The sequence below is a fragment of the Eubacterium sp. 14-2 genome, from assembly GCF_000403845.2.
Lineage (GTDB): Bacteria > Bacillota > Clostridia > Lachnospirales > Lachnospiraceae > Petralouisia.
Genome location: NZ_KE159568.1, coordinates 1,383,611 through 1,401,751 on the forward strand (window position 1 = coordinate 1,383,611; position 18,141 = coordinate 1,401,751).

General features: G+C 37.2%; 21 protein-coding genes and 1 pseudogene. 6 read left to right on the top strand and 16 right to left on the bottom strand.

Annotation, left to right across the window (positions count from 1 at the left end):
* Positions 1 to 816 precede the first annotated feature (816 nt).
* From C805_RS23235 to C805_RS23270, 8 genes are all read right to left on the bottom strand, one after another.
* Positions 817 to 2,490: a recombinase family protein gene (locus C805_RS23235; protein WP_016216490.1), complete on the bottom strand. Its 1,674-nt coding sequence runs from the start codon at positions 2,488 to 2,490 to the stop codon at positions 817 to 819.
* Between the two features lie 103 nt (positions 2,491 to 2,593).
* Entirely contained in the window at positions 2,594 to 2,860 is a 267-nt protein-coding gene (locus C805_RS23240) for a hypothetical protein (RefSeq protein ID WP_016216491.1), read from the bottom strand.
* 82 nt (positions 2,861 to 2,942) lie between these two features.
* Positions 2,943 to 3,371, bottom strand: coding sequence for an RNA polymerase sigma factor (locus tag C805_RS23245; RefSeq protein WP_016216492.1), 429 nt, complete (start codon positions 3,369 to 3,371; stop codon positions 2,943 to 2,945).
* A 450-nt stretch (positions 3,372 to 3,821) separates the two neighbouring features.
* The gene (locus C805_RS23250; RefSeq protein ID WP_016216493.1) at positions 3,822 to 4,460 is read right to left on the bottom strand and encodes a HEAT repeat domain-containing protein; all 639 of its coding nucleotides are present in this window, start codon (positions 4,458 to 4,460) and stop codon (positions 3,822 to 3,824) included.
* A gap of 11 nt (positions 4,461 to 4,471) precedes the next feature.
* On the bottom strand, positions 4,472 to 5,191 hold the full coding sequence (locus C805_RS23255; protein WP_016216494.1) for a CPBP family intramembrane glutamic endopeptidase: 720 nt from the start codon (positions 5,189 to 5,191) through the stop codon (positions 4,472 to 4,474).
* Positions 5,188 to 5,382 carry a cysteine-rich KTR domain-containing protein gene (locus C805_RS23260; RefSeq protein WP_016216495.1) on the bottom strand — a complete coding sequence of 65 codons (195 nt, stop codon included), beginning with the start codon at positions 5,380 to 5,382 and terminating at the stop codon, positions 5,188 to 5,190. The genes C805_RS23255 and C805_RS23260 overlap by 4 nt, the downstream gene beginning before the upstream one ends.
* Positions 5,383 to 5,402: 20 nt before the next feature.
* Positions 5,403 to 6,041 (bottom strand): DUF998 domain-containing protein, encoded by a 639-nt coding sequence (locus C805_RS23265; RefSeq protein ID WP_016216496.1) that lies wholly within the window; start codon positions 6,039 to 6,041, stop codon positions 5,403 to 5,405.
* A 12-nt stretch (positions 6,042 to 6,053) separates the two neighbouring features.
* Complete coding sequence (locus C805_RS23270) at positions 6,054 to 6,521, bottom strand: hypothetical protein (RefSeq protein ID WP_016216497.1); 468 nt, start codon at positions 6,519 to 6,521, stop codon at positions 6,054 to 6,056.
* 120 nt (positions 6,522 to 6,641) lie between these two features.
* Between C805_RS23270 and C805_RS23275 the strand changes: the two genes are divergently transcribed.
* Positions 6,642 to 7,178, top strand: coding sequence for a PadR family transcriptional regulator (locus C805_RS23275; protein WP_016216498.1), 537 nt, complete (start codon positions 6,642 to 6,644; stop codon positions 7,176 to 7,178).
* 182 nt (positions 7,179 to 7,360) lie between these two features.
* Here the strand turns inward: C805_RS23275 and C805_RS23280 are convergent, their stop codons facing one another.
* The 4 genes and pseudogenes from C805_RS23280 to C805_RS26085 all read right to left on the bottom strand — a co-directional run bounded on the left by C805_RS23280 (position 7,361) and on the right by C805_RS26085 (position 10,486).
* A complete protein-coding gene (locus C805_RS23280) occupies positions 7,361 to 8,005 on the bottom strand; it encodes a hypothetical protein (protein ID WP_016216499.1) in 645 nt (214 codons plus the stop codon).
* A gap of 30 nt (positions 8,006 to 8,035) precedes the next feature.
* Entirely contained in the window at positions 8,036 to 9,187 is a 1,152-nt protein-coding gene (locus C805_RS23285; protein WP_016216500.1) for an AAA family ATPase, read from the bottom strand.
* Entirely contained in the window at positions 9,180 to 9,947 is a 768-nt protein-coding gene (locus C805_RS23290; RefSeq protein WP_016216501.1) for a DUF6414 family protein, read from the bottom strand. The genes C805_RS23285 and C805_RS23290 overlap by 8 nt, the downstream gene beginning before the upstream one ends.
* Before the next feature lie 167 nt (positions 9,948 to 10,114).
* Positions 10,115 to 10,486, bottom strand: a pseudogene (locus tag C805_RS26085) (TnpV protein).
* Between the two features lie 157 nt (positions 10,487 to 10,643).
* Between C805_RS26085 and C805_RS23295 the strand changes: the two are divergent.
* The 5 genes from C805_RS23295 to C805_RS26090 all read left to right on the top strand — a co-directional run bounded on the left by C805_RS23295 (position 10,644) and on the right by C805_RS26090 (position 14,572).
* Complete coding sequence (locus C805_RS23295; protein WP_016216502.1) at positions 10,644 to 10,940, top strand: hypothetical protein; 297 nt, start codon at positions 10,644 to 10,646, stop codon at positions 10,938 to 10,940.
* A gap of 184 nt (positions 10,941 to 11,124) precedes the next feature.
* On the top strand, positions 11,125 to 11,346 hold the full coding sequence (locus tag C805_RS0106855) for a DUF1643 domain-containing protein (protein ID WP_022751459.1): 222 nt from the start codon (positions 11,125 to 11,127) through the stop codon (positions 11,344 to 11,346).
* A 47-nt stretch (positions 11,347 to 11,393) separates the two neighbouring features.
* Positions 11,394 to 12,392, top strand: coding sequence for a DUF6630 family protein (locus C805_RS23300; protein WP_155957671.1), 999 nt, complete (start codon positions 11,394 to 11,396; stop codon positions 12,390 to 12,392).
* Positions 12,393 to 12,638: 246 nt separating this feature from the next.
* A complete protein-coding gene (locus tag C805_RS23305) occupies positions 12,639 to 13,007 on the top strand; it encodes a hypothetical protein (RefSeq protein WP_016216504.1) in 369 nt (122 codons plus the stop codon).
* 521 nt (positions 13,008 to 13,528) lie between these two features.
* Positions 13,529 to 14,572 carry a helix-turn-helix domain-containing protein gene (locus tag C805_RS26090; RefSeq protein WP_016216505.1) on the top strand — a complete coding sequence of 348 codons (1,044 nt, stop codon included), beginning with the start codon at positions 13,529 to 13,531 and terminating at the stop codon, positions 14,570 to 14,572.
* A gap of 116 nt (positions 14,573 to 14,688) precedes the next feature.
* Here the strand turns inward: C805_RS26090 and C805_RS27390 are convergent, their stop codons facing one another.
* Genes C805_RS27390 through C805_RS25550 form a run of 4 tightly spaced genes read right to left on the bottom strand, consistent with a single transcriptional unit; the run spans position 14,689 to position 17,994 of the window.
* Positions 14,689 to 14,820: a hypothetical protein gene (locus C805_RS27390; protein ID WP_016216506.1), complete on the bottom strand. Its 132-nt coding sequence runs from the start codon at positions 14,818 to 14,820 to the stop codon at positions 14,689 to 14,691.
* A gap of 48 nt (positions 14,821 to 14,868) precedes the next feature.
* Complete coding sequence (locus tag C805_RS23315) at positions 14,869 to 16,320, bottom strand: sensor histidine kinase (protein ID WP_016216507.1); 1,452 nt, start codon at positions 16,318 to 16,320, stop codon at positions 14,869 to 14,871.
* Entirely contained in the window at positions 16,304 to 16,993 is a 690-nt protein-coding gene (locus C805_RS23320; RefSeq protein WP_016216508.1) for a response regulator transcription factor, read from the bottom strand. Before C805_RS23320 ends, C805_RS23315 begins: the two co-directional genes overlap by 17 nt.
* Complete coding sequence (locus C805_RS25550; protein ID WP_016216509.1) at positions 16,990 to 17,994, bottom strand: adenine nucleotide alpha hydrolase family protein; 1,005 nt, start codon at positions 17,992 to 17,994, stop codon at positions 16,990 to 16,992. The genes C805_RS23320 and C805_RS25550 overlap by 4 nt, the downstream gene beginning before the upstream one ends.
* Positions 17,995 to 18,141 lie beyond the last annotated feature (147 nt).

The window sequence follows — 18,141 nt, forward strand, 5'->3', positions numbered from 1 at the left end:
GATAATTTTTGGCGCAGTTTGTCCCCTTTTAGCGTCTCTTAATCAGGGTGTCCAGGGTTCGAGCCCCTGGAGGCGCACTGAAAGCACTGTTTTTGATGACTGTGAGCATCGGGGACGGTGTTTTTTTTGTGCCTTTTTGATTAATTAAAGTGTAAACAAAGTATCATGTCTGTCGACATGATACTGCCCGGAGCAAAGCGGAGTGGCATAGGTCACCATACCATATCGCAAAGCGATTATGGTATAATAAGTTTGGCGCGAAATCCGGCGCGAAGTGGTCGCGAATTCGTCGCGGATATATAAATAGTATGCCTTATCAAATCTTTACAATTCAATAAATATTAATATAAAAAAGAATGCGTTATACGCATTCTCCGCGCGCGAGCGGGTTGCGTAGCAATAAACATCATCTCCGCAAGCTGCGCATAATCATCTGTACTTGTATAGGAAATCTGGAGGAATCTTCCTATACAAGTACAAAAGCAGGGAAATCCCTGCCTGCTCTTTTTAAATTTCTTTTGTTTTTTCCGGTTCATGCTTCTTTGATACATCACATAATTTCATTACATCTTTAATAACCTGTAAAATTATCTGTTTTTCTTCTACAGTTCTATCGCTTATTTGCATAATGATTTGCAAAGATAGAGAGTCATCTTACGGATACTATACTCTAAAATGGAACTAAATATATATTATATTTGTGAATAAAAAAATATTGTAACAGTATAAAAAAGCAGGTTTTTCGTACCCCTCACATAAGGAAGTGAAGGGTACGAATGGGCATCTCTGCATCAAATTACGGTATAGTTTTAGTAACTATACCGTTTTTTCTTTATCTGAATGCTTCTGTTTTAAGCGTTCTTGAAACATATCTTCATATTCTTCAGCAGATGGAGCATCAATTATACCGATACCACTATAATAAATATCAATCGGGTATACGGTCTTTCCGTCTATCATCTGTTTCTTAGATACCATAATGCAGTCGATAAACTCATTGACGATGGCAGGCGTAAGTTCCTTGATTTCCGTATATCGTCTGACTTTCTCCACAAATTCTGACACATTTGCGGCTTTGTCATTCTGCATTTCAATGTCTGCTTTTAACTGGACAAGAGATTCTTTTAAGGCTTTTTGCTCTGATTCGTAGTTTGCCGACATTGTTGCAAAACGCTCATTGTTCAGTTTGCCCGATACGTTATCCTCATAAATCCGCTGAAACAATATGTCAAGTTCCGCAATACGTTTTTCGGATTTGGCTAATTCACGCCGCTTCTTGGCAATTTCTTTCCGCTGTTCCTCGCTTGATTTGTCAAGCTGCTCCTGCACAAACTGTTTTTCAAACGCCTGTACATAGAATAGGACACGCCGCAAACTTTCAAGAACCAAGGCATAAACAACCTTTTCACGGATATAGTGAGCGGTACAGTTTGCCGTACTCTTGCGGTAATTGGAACAGAAGAAATATGCCTGCTCCCTGCTATAATTGTTCGTCACACTATAATACAACTTTTCCCCGCAGTCGGCACAATAGAGTAATCCAGAAAAAATACTGATTTCGCCTGTGCGGTTTGGTCTGCGTTTATGGCTTCTAAGCTCCTGCACAAGTTCCCAAGTTTCGCTGTCAATAATAGCTTCATGGGTATTCTCAAAAATTTTCCATTCTTCTTTCGGTCTGCGTATCATGGTTTTGTCCTTGAATGAGCGTGTGGTAGAACGGAAATTGACCGTATGTCCGCAGTATTCAAGCCGTTCCAAAATATCCGCAACTGTCCTTGCCGCCCATTTATGTGGAACAGCAGGAAGTACAGATGTCTTTCGCCCTTGTGCCTGCCAATGCTCCGTTGGCGTTTTTATACCCTCCGAAAAAAGGATATTTGCTATTTGTGTCGGTCCGTATCCCTCAACGCATAGGCGGAATATCCTGCGTACAACTTCGGCGGCTTCTTCGTCAATTAACCAATGGGCAGGCTCGGCTTCGTTCTTCTTGTAACCATAGGGGATAACCGTTGTAAGAGGTTTCCCCGACATACCTTTGTTCTGGAATACCGCCCGCACTTTCTTTGAAGTATTCCTAGCATGCATCTCATTGAACCAGTCCTGCACAGGAAGAAAATCGCTTAATCCATCCTTTGTGTCGATATTGTCCATAATGGCAATATAGCGGATTCCCAGACGAACAAAATCTTCTTCCAATAGCTGACCGACAACAAGACGATTTCTGCCAAGCCTTGAATGGTCTTTGACAATAATCGTCCCAATTTCTCCCGCCTCGGCAAGCTCCATCAGTTCCATAAAAGACGGTCTTGTGAAGCTTACACCTGAGTATCCGTCATCCACGAAAAATTGGGGATTATGAAATCCGTTATCCTTTGCGTACTTGCTGACAATTGATTTTTGATTAGTAATGCTGTTGCTCTCCCCTTGCAGCATATCGTCACGGCTAAGCCTGCAATAGAGGGCAGTAATTTTTTCTGACTGTCTGTTCAAAATAAACTCCTTTCCGACAGTCGGATATGATGTTTGTAGTGATGTTATTTTACCATATCCACCGCCTTACTTCAATACTTTAAAGCCCTAATTTGAAATGTTTTTACACCTCTGCACCTAATACCCGATTGACTTTGGTTATCATATCTTCCTTTTGTTCCCTGTCGAAATGAGCACAGGCGACATAATAAATACCATCAATCTCCTTTACAAAATCCAAATCTTTTGGTTTTGAAATTTGCTCAAAGAAAGCAAGGCGTTTCTCTTTTGGCAATTCCGCAAGCATATCATAAATGCTGTTGATTGCTTCTCGGATAGTGGTATCTTCGGTAAATTGCTCCTTTGTTGTTTCATCTATATAGCTGTTCATATGCAATAATCCTCCTATAAAGAATAGAGTGAGAGAAAATTCCCCTCACTCTATAGTCCTTGAAAAAGCTGAAAATTACCCTCTAACGCTTAAATTGCTTCAGCTTTTTCCGCAGATGGTCTAATCTTGCGTAGATAGCTCCTGTTGTCAGACCGACAAGTGGCGCAATCTCCTTTATGGAATAGCCCTGTATTTTCAGCAGAACGATTTGCAGGGTACGCTTGTCCACCGCAAGCAATGCCCGATACAGATTTTCGTTTTCAATCTCGTCCAATAAATCCGCAACAGAATGTATCTCTATCGGTTGCTCAGCGTCTGCCATTCCCTCAAGGTATTCCCCGATATCGTTCAGATATCGGTAAAACCGTCTGGTTGCATTAAAATCCGCCCTGTCATAGATACGGATTTTTTCGATGGTATCCTCGTCAACACCGCATTTCCGTAAAATCGTTTCCTCAGCTTCTTTCCAGATACGCCATTTGCGTTCTTCCCGTCCGTGGTTATATGCCATTTTAATTTCCTCCAGTCTGAATTTTGAAAATCGTTAAAATCCAGATTGAAAAGGCGGCGAACGACATCCCACGCCAGAAATCGCTTTGCGCCGTATTTCTGTAAAAAACGACAAAAGAAAAACCGCAAAGGCTGTCATACCTTTACGGTTTAAGGAGAGTTTATTTCTATTGTGTAGAGATTTGACTTCTACTTTTGAGGTGCAAAGCCCCCATGCAGTAGCGAGGATTTTTTTAACAGGTTATCCAACCATCCTCGGTATGGTATATGTAAGTAGAAGCTGCTGCTTGCAGATAATAAAAAATCCCTCCAAACTTCAAAAGCGAAGTCGGAGAGTGTTTAGAGTATAGCAAAGCAGCTCACCGAAACATCGTTTTTTTATTCGGTGGGCTTGTCCTACCTATGAATATATATAAAAGAAAGAGCCGACAAACTGCGATTGCTCACAAGTTTATCGGCTCTGCGTCATAGCGTCTGGCTCTTTGATGGTTTTGGATAATGTGGCTCTAATTGCTCCTTTAGCGTGAATACGGACTACGCTAACCTCATCGTGCGTTGCTATATATTCTAATTTTTCTAAGTATGGTCGCACAAATTCGGGCGTTCGTTTTCCTAACACCCGAAACATCTCTGGTGCTTCCATTCGAACTCTTTCGTTTTCATCGTTAAGAAGCTCTGCAAATATCGGCAAACAATTCTCATACACCGCCCATGTATTTGTCGCAATGTTTTCAGAAGCCCATATAAAACTTAACCGTACATTAGGGCTTTTATCTCCTGCCAAGGTCAATAGTTCCTCAAAATAAGGGGCAACAAGCTTGTAATCTGCTCTGCCAATTCGTCCTAAAGCATTAGCGGTACGCTCTCTTAATAAGTCATTTTCCGAAACGATAAAAGAAGCAATTTCTTTTGTATATGGTGCGACCTCCTGCGGATATATCAATCCCATCTCTCCAAGCAGCCACATTGCTTTAGCCGTTATTTTAGGAGATTGATTTTTAAGCAAAGAAGCTACATAGGGGATATTTTGTTTCCAAATAGTTTTATTTTTTGTCAGTTGAGCAAGTTCACGATATAATTTTTCATCCATAAGCGTTGTTTTTACCTTTCTTTTCTATTCGCTCTCACAAGCACAATAAATACTACAACAATTATGCACAATGTAACGATGCCTGCCATTGTTGAAGCTATTGTCATTTTTGGAAATTGTTCAAATTTCAACATATAGGTTACAAAGGCATTGGGGAGATTCACAAAATATGCAACAATCAAATTGTTTCCAGAAAGTTTATAAGCAACAGCAAACCCAATTCCAACGGCGAACAGCAAAAGAATATCCTCAAAGGTACGAAATCTCGGATAGCCCACATGGTAAAGCGAAAACATCAATCCAGAGACCAGAATTGCGGTTATAGTGCCAAATTCTTTCTCGAACTTATTTTGAAAAAATCCACGGAATACAAACTCTTCAAAAAAGGTTGTCATAATCAGCGGCACAATCCCCATAGGAAGCAAGTTCCAAGGAATAATTCCACCTTTAGCTACTATGGGAATAATCTGTCCGCCAACCGAAAAAACAATAAATACTATTAAAATGAAAACTTGCTTTTTGCCAAGTGCTTTAATCCCAAGGAAGTCAAATACATTTTTCTCTTTCCGCAATAAGAAAAGGGGGATTAAAAAGCTAAACAATATACCATACAGGACATTATAGAAGCAGAAATAGTATATCGGTTTAAGAAGCAAATTTGCAATGCCAACACAAAGCACTAATAGTACTTCTAATGACAATGCCATAAAGATTGTTTTTATCTTATTCATTCCCCTTTATTCCTCCGCTTTTTATCAATATCTTCAATGACCGTTACTTGAAGTTTTTTTGCTTCAATCAATGTCTCTTGTTTACACTTCGGACAGTATAAGGGAAAATTCAAAAGAACCGTATCTTCTCTGATTTGATTACGGGTTTTATTGCCGCAAACGGGACAGAGTATCCATTCTATTTTTGTCATTTCAATACCTCACTATCGCTCTAAAAGAACAAGTTGTTCATAGACTTATAAACAAACGGAATATACATACAAAACAAAGCAAGGCGTTCCCATAATCCCTCATACTTCAAAAGGGTATTTTGAAATTGCTCCTTATCTCCCATAACAAAACAGGCAAAGAAAATAAGCGATAAAATAAATGAGCTTATACTGATGATGCCCTCAACCATGCCATTTTGCTTAAAAGCTACAATTCCATTTAGCAACGGAAAAAACAGTAACGCCATAAAACCGATTGCAGCACCTACTCCATGTATCTTTGAAGCTGTAGTAACTATGTCTTTGCTCTCGTTCACACTAAAAAATCCAGAAATAAGTCCTGCACCAACAGCAAAAATTCCAATCGAAAGAAGCATGAAAACCGCCAGAACAGGAAACTTTGCTCTTAATGACAGAAAATATACGCCTGCTGTATATGCTAAGAAACCGCCAAGCCAGATAAGCCATATATTATAAACAAGTCGGACAGGACTTTTCGGACTACCTAAAACACTCATAACCATTATCTTGCCGTTATATTCAGAATAAAATCGTTCCAGTATCCACGGAACAATAAACTCGCCTATGATTGTGAATAACAAAATCATATTAAAGAACCTATTGCCTGCTATGTTTTTCATTTCGTTATTCTCCTAATATTTCTCTATACTTCCTTGAAAGTTATGGGCTTTTTGAAGCAGCGGTCCTTTTGCCCCCATTGTAAAGGCAATATCACTGCTGCGAATAGATAACAACTCCATTCCAGATTGTAGGTCTAAGACCGCCAAGGTACTGTGCGGCAATTTAATCACACCATTTTTATCAATATCGAGCCAAGCATATTTACGCCCTTTATATTGTATAAACTCACCCTCTGAAAGCAAGCAATCCCTTAATGCAGGACAATCCTCTAAAATATGCTTTAACTTTGAATTTGACAGCAAAGAATATGTAGTAACACAAAAACCTCCTGTTATTTTGCTTCCTGTAAAGATAATAACTTTTCCATCTCGTGTTGCGTCGTATTCCAACAATGCTTGTGGTGGAATATGGATTGTTAAATCTGGGTGTACGACTGAAAGCCCAAATACAAATTTACCGCCTTTATTTAACTGTGGCATAAAAACCTCCTTTTTGGCTATTCCATTTTCAGTTTGGCTGTGGTATAATAGTAGTGCCTATAAAAACTACTTTATATATATAGTACTACAAATGCAACAGAATGTCAAGGAGGAAACTGTATGTTATCAAAACCTGCCACAATGCTTTTGGGGCTTATTTACGAAAAACCGCTTAACGCATATGAGATAATAAAGCTCTTAAACTATATGAATGTAAAATGGTGGTTTAATATCGCTGATTCAACCGTTTATTCTACGCTGAAAACCCTTGAAAAAAAGGAGTACATATTAGGTGCAGCCGAGAAAGTCGGAAATATGCCAGACCGCACCGTTTATAGTCTTTCTGACAAAGGAAAAGAGGAATTTATAGCTACGCTAAAAGCATCCATCCTACAATTCAATTATGATACAAATATCTTTTCCATTGCCGCATTTTTCCTAAATACATTTACGCCAGAGGAACAACGGGAGCTTTTACGGGAACGCCTTACTGTACTACAAAAATACCGTGCAGGCATTGAAAAGCAAGTAAATCCCTTATGGGAAAACGAGGTTTCCGCTACCCATTCTGCAAATGTGAAACGAATGATTGATTTAGTAGACGCTGAAATAACAGGAACAAAACGTTTGCTTGAAAGCTGTAATAAAAACGATTAGTATAAGTGCATGAAAGAGCCGATGAGTTGTGAGTTACCTCACAAGTTCATCGGCTCTTTACATTTTAATAGGGTCTTAGGGGCAAAAGCCCCTAACAAGCGAATTTGGATAACCAAATTCAGTGCTTGGTAAGACATAACATATTATGTTTTTCGAATATCATTATTATCTAACTTCAAAAATTATCTTATAGCTACAGATGCGATTGACTGTTCAGATTGTTTAATCAACTTTGCCTGTTCATTTAAAAGATGTTCTAATGTTGTCCGAATATAATGATTAAATTCGGTAGGATAATTGAAAACGTAATGATATTCATAATAGTTAGGTACACCCTGACGTTTTTGATTATCCAGAAGTTCCCATCCTAATGAATAATCAAGAAACTCTTTATAACAAGTCGGCAACTCAGAATTATAAATTAAATGCAAATTATTTCTCATTATTTCAACCATTTTCATTTGATTTTTTATTTTATATGTGTCAACATAATGCTTCCATATCTTTTGTTCTTCCTCTGGCAAATCAGAAAAGCTTTTATCCTTTGGAATTACACAATTTCGTCCAAGTTGATATAATATTCTCGAAAAACTAACATCACCTTCAATAATTAATGCATAAATCGGTCCATAAAGTTCTGAAATTTGTCTGTCAATTAAATCCTTTTTCCAACGTATTCGTTCTAACTCTTTTTCATTATCAATACGTAACTTTTCAGCTTTTATTGAATGTCGATATGGTATAATCCAACCAAATATGACAAGTATAAGACCAATTACAGCTATAGCTATGTCAATGATTTTAAATATAATTTCAGTGCAATCCATTGTAGTTCCCCCAGTTTACCCAAATAATATTTAAAGCTCTGATTCATTAATTTTGTCGTTCAGACATAGTTTCCTTATAGCATATAGTGAAAAAGTATTTTGAATCAGATGTTTAATCTCTCGTGCATTTGAATACTCAATCGCTGATTTTTGTAAACGCAGTAAAATATTTTCATCCATTTCGATAGTATCTTCTTTATATTTCTCAATAGTTTCTTGGATAAAATTTCTCGCTATTTTTTCTTTTGCTTCATCAGACAAATCCTCAAAATGGATAACGGCATCAAAGCGGTTAAAGATAGGAGTACCTAATTGTTCCTTTATTTCGCTTTCTGTTTTGTAATTTGAAGTACAAATAATAATAGCATGATCCAGATTGACCTTATAATTCTGGTCTTCATAAACGCCTTCATCAAATAATTGATAAAAAGCACTATGAAAAACAGGGTTTGCTTTATCAAATTCATCTAACAGAATGACATTAGAATCTCTGTCTAATAAGTCTTTTGCAAAACTACCTTCTCCATAACTTCCGCCAAACAAATACGTTCCAAACTGGTTGTTTTGATACATAGAGAATTGTTTTCTCATCAATTTTCCATCAAGCAACTCAGCAAGATAATGGGCTGTTTCCGTTTTACCAATCCCAGAATCTCCATAAAACAGGATAACCATAGGCTTTTTCTGTTTATTATCCATTAGTGGATATAGGGCTTGAAGAACTTTCATTTTTGCCATTTCTTGTCCTATAATTTTATCGTCATACCCGTTATAAAACTGTTGAATAATAGTTTTAGTTATTCCGTTATAAGGTTGTTTGATTTCTTGTATTATGTTCTTATCGTCATAAATCCGATGTAATTGCTCGCTAATTTGTATCGGGGGATTTTGGATATACATATTTTGAATATCCATTTTTGCTATAAAATTAGCAAAATTTATTATTACGTGTTCTCTAACTCCAGAATATTCATCCGAATTTATCACAAAATTAGCAACTTTCAATTTTTCTTTTTCAGTTTTTGTATCATTATTTTCTTTCTGAAGCTCTGGAATATGTACAATCATATTTTTATTGTCACTATCTAATTCCATTACTACATCAGTAAGATTACGACTATCCCTTGGGATTATTTTGTTAAATTCTCTATTTGAACCATAAAAAATAATGATTTTATTCACTCACAACACCTGCCAATACTATATCATATGCTTCCAGAAAATCGTTTTCGGGCGTCGTTCCATCCAAAATATCTTCTGGTTTCGACTTTGCATTCTCAGATTTTAATTCAAATTCTTTCTCAATAGATAATTGTTCTTTCTTGCATATCCCCACTTTTACACCATAATAAGTTAATTCCATTTTGGATAAATCAGCAAGATTGTAGTTATTTTTGAATGCTTTTATATTAAATCTCAAAACGCATGTAGGTGTTTTTTCACTTGCCAGTAACATTGCATAATATCCACGTTCTCCTAATAAAGCCTCATTTAACTTTTCCATATCAATAGGTAGCTGCTCTTTGGGGACTATTGTCAAATAAGAGCTATACATTTTATACATGGAAACAGAATTTTCTGGAGCATACACACCGTCATTTTCAAATTTTCTTACATTATTATCTTTAAATGCTTCGGATATGTAATCTGTCAATAAAGTGTTTTTTAAAGTTGTGTCTAGCATTTTAGAAATCTCACCAGAAATATTACTACACACGCCACCAGAGAAAGAGGCTTTAATAAAATTTAGAATATTAAATCCACTTTCTGCCTGTGCCTCTATTTCTGTAAGAATTTTTGCTGCTCTTTCTTTATTTTCTTCTTTACTCCAATCCAACCTACCTCCATTAACGATGTCAATATAGTCTTGCGCTGTAGGCTCATCAAAATATATAACCTTTATGAATATTGGCAAAGAGTCACTTTTTGTTTTCTTTTTCATATGTTTTTCCTTTCATAACAAATTTATTAAGACTATGCAAAATGATTTTTCTTGGATTCGATATAAAAACCATAAATTTTACAAATTAATTATACAACAAACGCATTAAAATTTCTACTCTCATAAGATTAAAGGCGGCATCAGCTTCACGCCGATGCCGGCCCTAATTAGCCATATATCATTTCTTTTAAAAAGATTTCTTCCGCCTGTTGCCTAACGCAATTCATAATTCTTGTCCATTTTATAGGATTATTCTCTTTTAATTGTTCGGTAATGCCTTGGGCTTGTTTCATCTGCTCTACAATCCGAAAGACACGTCTTTGTGCTTGACTATCAATTTCAACAAGATACTCATTAAGTTTTCCGCTTGTAAGTAGGTTTATGTAAGTTATTCTAAAGTAATGTTGTAGAAAATATAAATGTAGCTGTCCATAAATACCGACTTCAAAGTTTCCTGTGTCTGGTGTTTCAAGATTAGGAACTGCATAATCGCTTTCTTTTCGGTATGTACCACCGAATTACTCAAATAATGATTTCATTGTGGTTTCCTCCAATTATATTTAGCTATTCCTACAAATTCATCATATCCAACCGTCATTACAAATTTTCTAAAACGCCGCAAGGGACACTTCCTTATGTGAAGTGTCCCTTATGACCTGTTTTTTTTTCATGCCTGTTTAAGGAGGAGAAAACAAAGTGAAAACCATAAAAATCTATACGAAAAGCCAGCTTATTCTTTTACGGAATATCAATCCATTTTTAAGGCGGTACAGACTGCCAAAAAAAGTATTAAAAAGAATAGATTACATACTGGAAGAAGAACACCTTGGAAAACAGGGATTTTTACTCATATTGCTGGCTCCTGTAAAAGACGACATCCGCGAGATTGAAGACGGTGCAAACGTATACCCATTGAAACTCGAATTTACTGCAGACCTTGAATGTATAAAAGTCAGAAACATAGAATCTGGAAAAATCAAAAGTAAAGAATAGTTTTATAATATAAACTTTATATTCCAAAGACTGAATCTCAGAAAAAGAAATGCAAACAAATTCAGAAAAAGAAACGCAAACAGCATTACCGGAAAAAATAAAGCAGACAATATTATTGGAAAAAACAGGAATATTCAGTAAATCTTTAAGCAGAAGATACTAATATACCATAACATGTAAAGGAGTGGATACCAAAAAAATCCTTGTAATCTGCACAACCCCTGCTTCATCCAATCTTCTGGCAGTTGATACAACAACAAACTACCTGATGAACAACCTCTTTGCCATGGGATACAGCACCATTACTTTATGTAACCTGTTTGCAGAAATTACAAATAAGCTAAAACCTGCAAAAGCAGAAGATAATGCAGATAACATGGAATATTTCAATTTAATATATAAATAACAGTGTCAATTATGTATTTCATATGTTATGCTTTTAAGGGTGATAGAATGAATAATTATATTTTGCAGCTTGCGGAGTTGTTGTCAATGGGGCACTCTACAGTAAGGAAAGAATTGGAAACTTGTGTCGCGGACACGGAAAAGTACTGTAAAGAGCATCAACAGGAATATGAAACATTAGGCTGCCCTGGCGGAGTGATCGCTGAGGAGGACTATGGATGTATACAATGGCTCATTTTGGCAGAGTGTCTGGTCAGGTACAATATTGCAGCCATGTTGGACTGGAAGTGTGAACTGGAGAATTTTGCGTATTTTGTAAAAGGTTTGGCAGGAAAGCGCAAATATAAACTTACATTTCGCACAGCATGGTTTGATGAGGAAGAATCTATAGAAGAATGGTGCACAGTCCTGAATGTAAAATGGCAGTCGGCTGGAGTGTATTTTGTGCAGCTTGATATGTGCAGTGACTCATATACACTTCTGCCGATTTTGTCTGATCAATATGAACTTGCACGGAGGCTTGCAAAAGAGCTTGGACAAAGAATCATTCTGCCAGATGTGGAAAATCCAGAGGACTCTTCCGAAGTACTTTACAATTTCCTGCAAAGACATCCTTATACACTATCTGCTCATCGGAGTCCTGCGCCGGCATCGTGTGAGAAATGCTTTGCAGACGGCAGTATTGTATATCCTGTTATTCCCTGTAATTGTGAGGGAGGGAAACAATATCAGATAGTGATAAATACACAGAAACTGACACCCAGACAAATAGTAGTTGCAAGCAAACATATGCGTATGGGGGCAATGGAGATGCGGCAGCGGCTCACGTTGGGAAAAGATGTGTATGTTAAGGCATATTTACAGGATACATTGTTGGCAATAAATGAATTGGAGAAAGAACGGATCGCGTATGAGGTTCTGCCGGAAGCACCGCAATATCTGCATTTTCAAGAATGCCAGAAAAGGCATGTACATAGTGAAAGATATGATTATAAATATTTCCTGTTGGACAGGGAACGTGAGAAGGAATGGTCCGGCAAAGATTGAGAAAGAGCGGAATGCGTGGCTTTGTAAATTTGCACATGGGAGCGACATTATATGGTCAAACGTATTTATTCATAGTGTTTGGAAAATTCCATATTTAATTATGTGCCTGCTACAGTATGCCTGATCAAATCTTGCCTCAAACGAAGACTTCATTTTTGTCTTTTCTGCATGGAATCTCGCAGATATCATACCAATGTGCCAGACGAAGCGTAACGGCAAATCAGTATTTAAGAAAGACGAGGATTTATGGATATATACAAATTTTGGAAAAATGTTTTAGAGCAAAATGCAGATGCTATCAAAGATTATTTTGATGAAAACGCTTATATAAACTGGCATTGCACGAATGAGCATTTTAACGTAAATGAATTTATTATTGCAAATTGCGAATATCCCGGTGACTGGGACGGTGAAGTGGAAAGAATTGAAAAAATAAATGATTTATTTATTACAGTAACTCATGTGTATTCCAAAGATAAAACTCTGTCATTTCACGTTACATCTTTCCTTAAGGTTATTAATGACAAAATTGTAGCAGTTGACGAATATTGGGCAGATGACGGTACTGCACCTGAATGGAGATTGGACAAACATATTGGAAAAGCTATTAAATAACTTTCCTGCGTGTCAATGAACCTTTCCGAGAACTCAAACAAGATTACGTCAGGCTGTTTGTCCATGATTTAATGAACCGCTTGTAGGGGATGGCTCCAGTCTGGCCAGTAACTCAATAAAGTCCTGGCAGTGGCGTAATTCCCCTGATGGATTTTCCGGTATTCTTTACCTCTGCTTTTATACCAAAGGGATGTATATTATATACCAACGAAAGAAGAATCCCTCAACTATGGTCGTATCACGGTTGAGGGATTCATTCTTTGATTCATGTTATACTCATATCTCTTTGCCTGGTGGCATTGTATCATATGCAGATAATTTCTTCCATCTCATCTATGAACAGTTCCTGTTCTTTTTTCCTCGCCATACACTGTTATTAAAAACGAAAATTATGGCATAAAGTTAAGCAACAGTAAAAAATAGTTCCTGCCCTTTAACTCACATTCAATTGTTTTTTGAATTCCCATCAGCTATACTATCCATAGGATTGATTCAGAAAATTGTGAAGGAGACAGTGAAACATGGCAATAGGAGATGTCATCAGAAAATACAGAAAAAATAAAGGAATGACACAGGAGGAAATGGCCGCCTGGCTTGGCATAACTACCCCTGCGGTCAACAAATGGGAAAGAGGTAACACACTGCCTGATATCACTTTACTTGCACCTATTGCGCGGCTGCTTGATATTACCACAGACGAACTCTTATCCTTTAAGGATGAATTAACAGATGAAGAAATTAACCAATATCTGTCAAATGTGCAAAAAGACCTGGAGAATAAGAGCTTCCATGAAGTGTTTATTTCTGTAAAAGAAAAAATTCAGGAATATCCAAACTGTGAAAAACTAATCTGGCAGGCAGCAGTCATCCTTGATGCGAACCGAATTACAATGAACCTTCCGAATAAAGAAAATTACGATGATACCATATTCGGATGGTTCGAGAGGTGTTTGCACTCAAAAAATGAACAAATTCATAACCAGGCGGCGGATTCGCTGTTTCATGGGTATTTTCGAAAAGAGGATTATGAAAAGGCAAATCAATATCTGGATTATTTCTCTTCGGAAAATCCGGAACGAAAACGCAGGAAAGCACTCGTGAACAGTAAAACAGGAAAAAAGATGGAAGCCTGCCGTGAATACGAAGAATTAATTTTTACCGGGTATCAGCACATTCAAATGACATTAAATGGTTTGCGTATGCTTTATATGGAAGATAACAATCATGAGATGGCAAAAAAACTTGCTGAGGTTTCTTCTTCTGCTGCGTCCACCTTTGAAATGGGAAAATATAATGAGGTTTGTTTCGGATTGGAAGTTGCCGCATGGGAAAAGGACGTTGCATGGACAGCACAGCTTATGCAGGATATTTTGGAAAATATTGAGACAATCGGTGATTTTGCGAAATCCAGACTTTATCAACATATGACACTGAAAACTGTTGGCTCTGAATTTTCAACTGGATTAAAACAAAAACTGCTGGAATCGTTCACAGATGAATCCTTTTCTTATATGCAGGGAAATGAATACTGGGAAAAACTGAAAAGAGGAGTTTATAACAGTTAAACCAAACAATTCCGGCTTCATTTATCCTGGCAGGAGCTTTTCCGGTACAGACAAAAAGAAGAATCCCTCAACTGTGTCCGCGGCACGGTCGGGGGATTCGTTCTCTGATTTCATGCTTATTTTCCATCATTTAAAATCTTGCTCACTTCTTTCATGGATTTCTCCATAATGGTGATTTTTTTGGCAAGGGCCGGTTTTTTGTATGCTGTTTCTGCAATCTTCTGTTTCATACTTTTTTTTCGTTTCACAGAAATACACTCCGAATTTTCTTAATATTATATGCGCAAAGCAGTATATCATTCCACCATGTCAGAGGCTTCCGGAAGTGTAAACCAGAATTCCACCCCGGATGCAAGATTATCCACACCATAATTTCCATTGTGCATGGTAACCACACTCTGGACAATATACAGCCCCAGCCCGGCATGGGCAAATCCATTTTTTTCATATCTGGGTTCTTTTCTGTTCCGATAAAAACCACTCCAGATATGTTCCATATCTTCTTTCGGAATGGGCCTTCCCTCATTATAAACGCTTACACGAACCGTATGATCCTGATTTTTTAATGTTAAGCGGATATTCCCGCCGATTTCTGTGTGTTCCAGTGCATTTGACATATAATTGCTGACAATCTGTTCAATATATTCCCGGTCACCTTCCACATAGCATTTTTCCGATAAAAAAGATTCCATATGGATTCTTTTCTTCTTAATCATACCTTCGTATTTTCCAATAATATAATCCATAACTTCTTTCATATCAAATTTTTTCTGAATCATATTTTCCATCTGATGTTCCAGTATGGAATGATCCAGAAGGCGGCTGACCATATCAGACATTTTTGTTACTTCTTCCTGAATGGAAGCAATATAATATTCCCGTTCATCCTGGGTATATTCCAGCATTTCCGCCTGGCTGGAAATTACTGCCAGAGGTGTTTTCAGCTCATGGGAAATATTGGCGATTAAATCTTTGCGTCTTTTTTCCATCTGGTCCTGCCGCACATTGTGGTGAAGCATCTGCTTTTTATTTTCTTCCAGTCTTCCCGTCTGTTCCTGAAGCCGCCGGGACATTTCATTTATACAGGCAGACAGCTGATTGAATTCTTCATACCTTCCCTTTTCCTGTACCTGAACAGAAAAATTACCATCTGTTATCTGTTCTGAAACGGAAATCAGCTGCTCTAAAGATTTCAGACGCTGTTTCCAGAAAAATATCATAAAAATACTTCCGGGTATCATCATTAAAACGAACATGGACAGATAAAATATTTCTGCCATGGTAATACTTTTTCTGCCTGCGGCAATATCTTTAATCACGATATAATAATCTTTCTCACTCTGATTCATGATTCCCCGATATTTGGCTGTTTCCAGCAATTTTCCATTGCTTCGGATAATTTCCGGTTTTCTGGAAAAGGCGTCCAGTTTTCTGACTATATTTCGAGTAATAGCATGTTTTTCACTGTCACTATTTTTCGTAACATAAACAGGATTCATATCTTCGTCTGCAATATAAAAACTCAGATTCTCATTTTCATAATTTGCAAACATTACATAATCTTTTTCTTCCAGCTCCGCCAGATCTATTTCTCCAATATCACTGTATGCCTGTATAATCTGTTTATCTTTGACATATTCATAATAAACAGGCATAAAAATTGTATACAGCAGAATACTGATTCCCGTTATGGCAAGCAAAAATACACACTGCACTAAAAATATATCTGAATTAAGTTTCCTTTTCATTGCCTTTTCCCTCAAAACAATATCCTATTCCATACACAGTTCGGATATAAGATACGCTCCCCAGCTTTTTACGGAGCTGTTTTACAATAGTATCAATGGTTCTGGTATCTCCCACATAATGGTATCCCCATATACTGTCGAGAATATGATCCCTTGTCAGTACAACTCCTTCATTTTTCATAAAGAAAAGAATCAGTTCAAATTCCTTTGGTGTTGTTTCCACAAATACATCTTTTACATACAGCTTATGTGCTCCAACCTCTATTCGGACATCTCCTGATATAAGAAAATCTTCTTCCTGGCGAAACCGTTTGATCAATGCTTCCACATGCATTTTTACCACAGCCAGGGAATAAGGTTTTACAATGTAATTATCTGCGCCATGAGAAAGACTCTCCAGCTGGTCTTCCACTTCTTCTTTGGCTGTCAGCATAATAATCGGTACATTTGAAGTTAAGCGAATCTGTTTTAATACTTCGTTTCCATCCATAAAAGGCAGCATAATATCCAGAAGTACACAGCTTATCTCTTCTCTGTGGGCTTTAAACTGCCGGATCCCTTCCAGTCCATTTTCTGCTTTATAGACCTGGTATTCATGGATGGTAAAAAAATCTGTCAGCGCTTTTAATAATTTTTTTTCATCTTCAATGACTAAAATACTTGTTTTTTTCATTTTTCCTTTATTTGTATTCTGTCCTCAAATCTTCGTTTTTCCTGTTTCGATATCGTTGTATAGTGTTTTGTATCCCGTTCCAGAATCCGGTCCATTTCTTCCAGCGTCATTTTTCCTCTCCGTACTTCCACGGACAATTCTCCCTGACGAATGGGCATTCCCCGTTTCTTGATACTCATATGCTCTGCCATGGCGTGAGCAAAACAATCAGGATGACCTCCTGCTTTCTTTTCCGGCCTGGTCCATCCGATACTCTTTTCCAGTGTACGCATAACATCTTCTTCTTTTATATCATGATAGGCAAAATAAGACAAGGCTTCTACTTCAATATCATCCAGATAATCCGTTTTTCCCGCTTTCCTGAGTTTCTTTTCCAGTCCATGGAACATCTGATATTCAAAATCCAGAAGGGAATGGGAAGTTTCAAAAGGCTCCAGATGCTTTTTTTTCAATGCTGTCTGTAAAATCTGGCCTCTGGTTCGTCCGTTTACAATCAGAGGAATTCCATACTGCTCTGCAAGCAGAAAACTGTAATAGTGCATATAATGAAAACAGACAGAACAGAAATTATGGAGAAATTTTACACACAGGCTGTATGTTTTCCTCAACTCTTCATCATCCATGGAAAATGTAATATGGTCCACAGGCATTTTCTGCAGGGCATTTTCAATATTTTTTCTTCCGTATTCTGTAGAAAAACCATTCTGAAAGGTAAAAGCCAACACCCGCATGCCATATTTTTTCTTTAACTGATGAATCACATATGTACTGTCTTTTCCGCCGCTGAATCCCACGAGACAGTCATATTTACTGCCATTTTCTTTTGCTTTCTTTTTTGCATACTCTGTTTTTTCACGAAAGATTTTTTCCAGCCCTGGCGAATCTTCCAGAAAATCCCGATTTTCCTGATAGAAATTACAGTAATTACAAACTCCTTTTTCATCAAATTTAATTTTTCTGTAATGGTCCGGAAGTCCGCAAATCACACATCTTTTGTCCAATTTTATTACCGCCTTTCTGTTATCTGATACTGTGTCCCATTATAATTATGAATTTTGATAGAAATTTGAGAACGTATAAAACAGTATTTAATAACAGATCTTTCCTGTAAGAAAACAAAGAATGCGCATAAAAGGAACCCCGCATTT

Coding starts and splice junctions, on each gene's coding strand:
- C805_RS23245 (WP_016216492.1), bottom strand. CDS start 3,371: ATGGCATATAACCACGGACGGGAAGAACGCAAATGGCGTATCTGGAAA.
- C805_RS23275 (WP_016216498.1), top strand. CDS start 6,642: ATGTTATCAAAACCTGCCACAATGCTTTTGGGGCTTATTTACGAAAAA.
- C805_RS23265 (WP_016216496.1), bottom strand. CDS start 6,041: ATGAAAAACATAGCAGGCAATAGGTTCTTTAATATGATTTTGTTATTC.
- C805_RS23315 (WP_016216507.1), bottom strand. CDS start 16,320: ATGAAAAGGAAACTTAATTCAGATATATTTTTAGTGCAGTGTGTATTT.
- C805_RS23270 (WP_016216497.1), bottom strand. CDS start 6,521: ATGCCACAGTTAAATAAAGGCGGTAAATTTGTATTTGGGCTTTCAGTC.
- C805_RS23255 (WP_016216494.1), bottom strand. CDS start 5,191: ATGAATAAGATAAAAACAATCTTTATGGCATTGTCATTAGAAGTACTA.
- C805_RS23300 (WP_155957671.1), top strand. CDS start 11,394: ATGAATAATTATATTTTGCAGCTTGCGGAGTTGTTGTCAATGGGGCAC.
- C805_RS23240 (WP_016216491.1), bottom strand. CDS start 2,860: ATGAACAGCTATATAGATGAAACAACAAAGGAGCAATTTACCGAAGAT.
- C805_RS23280 (WP_016216499.1), bottom strand. CDS start 8,005: ATGGATTGCACTGAAATTATATTTAAAATCATTGACATAGCTATAGCT.
- C805_RS26090 (WP_016216505.1), top strand. CDS start 13,529: ATGGCAATAGGAGATGTCATCAGAAAATACAGAAAAAATAAAGGAATG.
- C805_RS23305 (WP_016216504.1), top strand. CDS start 12,639: ATGGATATATACAAATTTTGGAAAAATGTTTTAGAGCAAAATGCAGAT.
- C805_RS23250 (WP_016216493.1), bottom strand. CDS start 4,460: ATGGATGAAAAATTATATCGTGAACTTGCTCAACTGACAAAAAATAAA.
- C805_RS23320 (WP_016216508.1), bottom strand. CDS start 16,993: ATGAAAAAAACAAGTATTTTAGTCATTGAAGATGAAAAAAAATTATTA.
- C805_RS23260 (WP_016216495.1), bottom strand. CDS start 5,382: ATGACAAAAATAGAATGGATACTCTGTCCCGTTTGCGGCAATAAAACC.
- C805_RS23290 (WP_016216501.1), bottom strand. CDS start 9,947: ATGAAAAAGAAAACAAAAAGTGACTCTTTGCCAATATTCATAAAGGTT.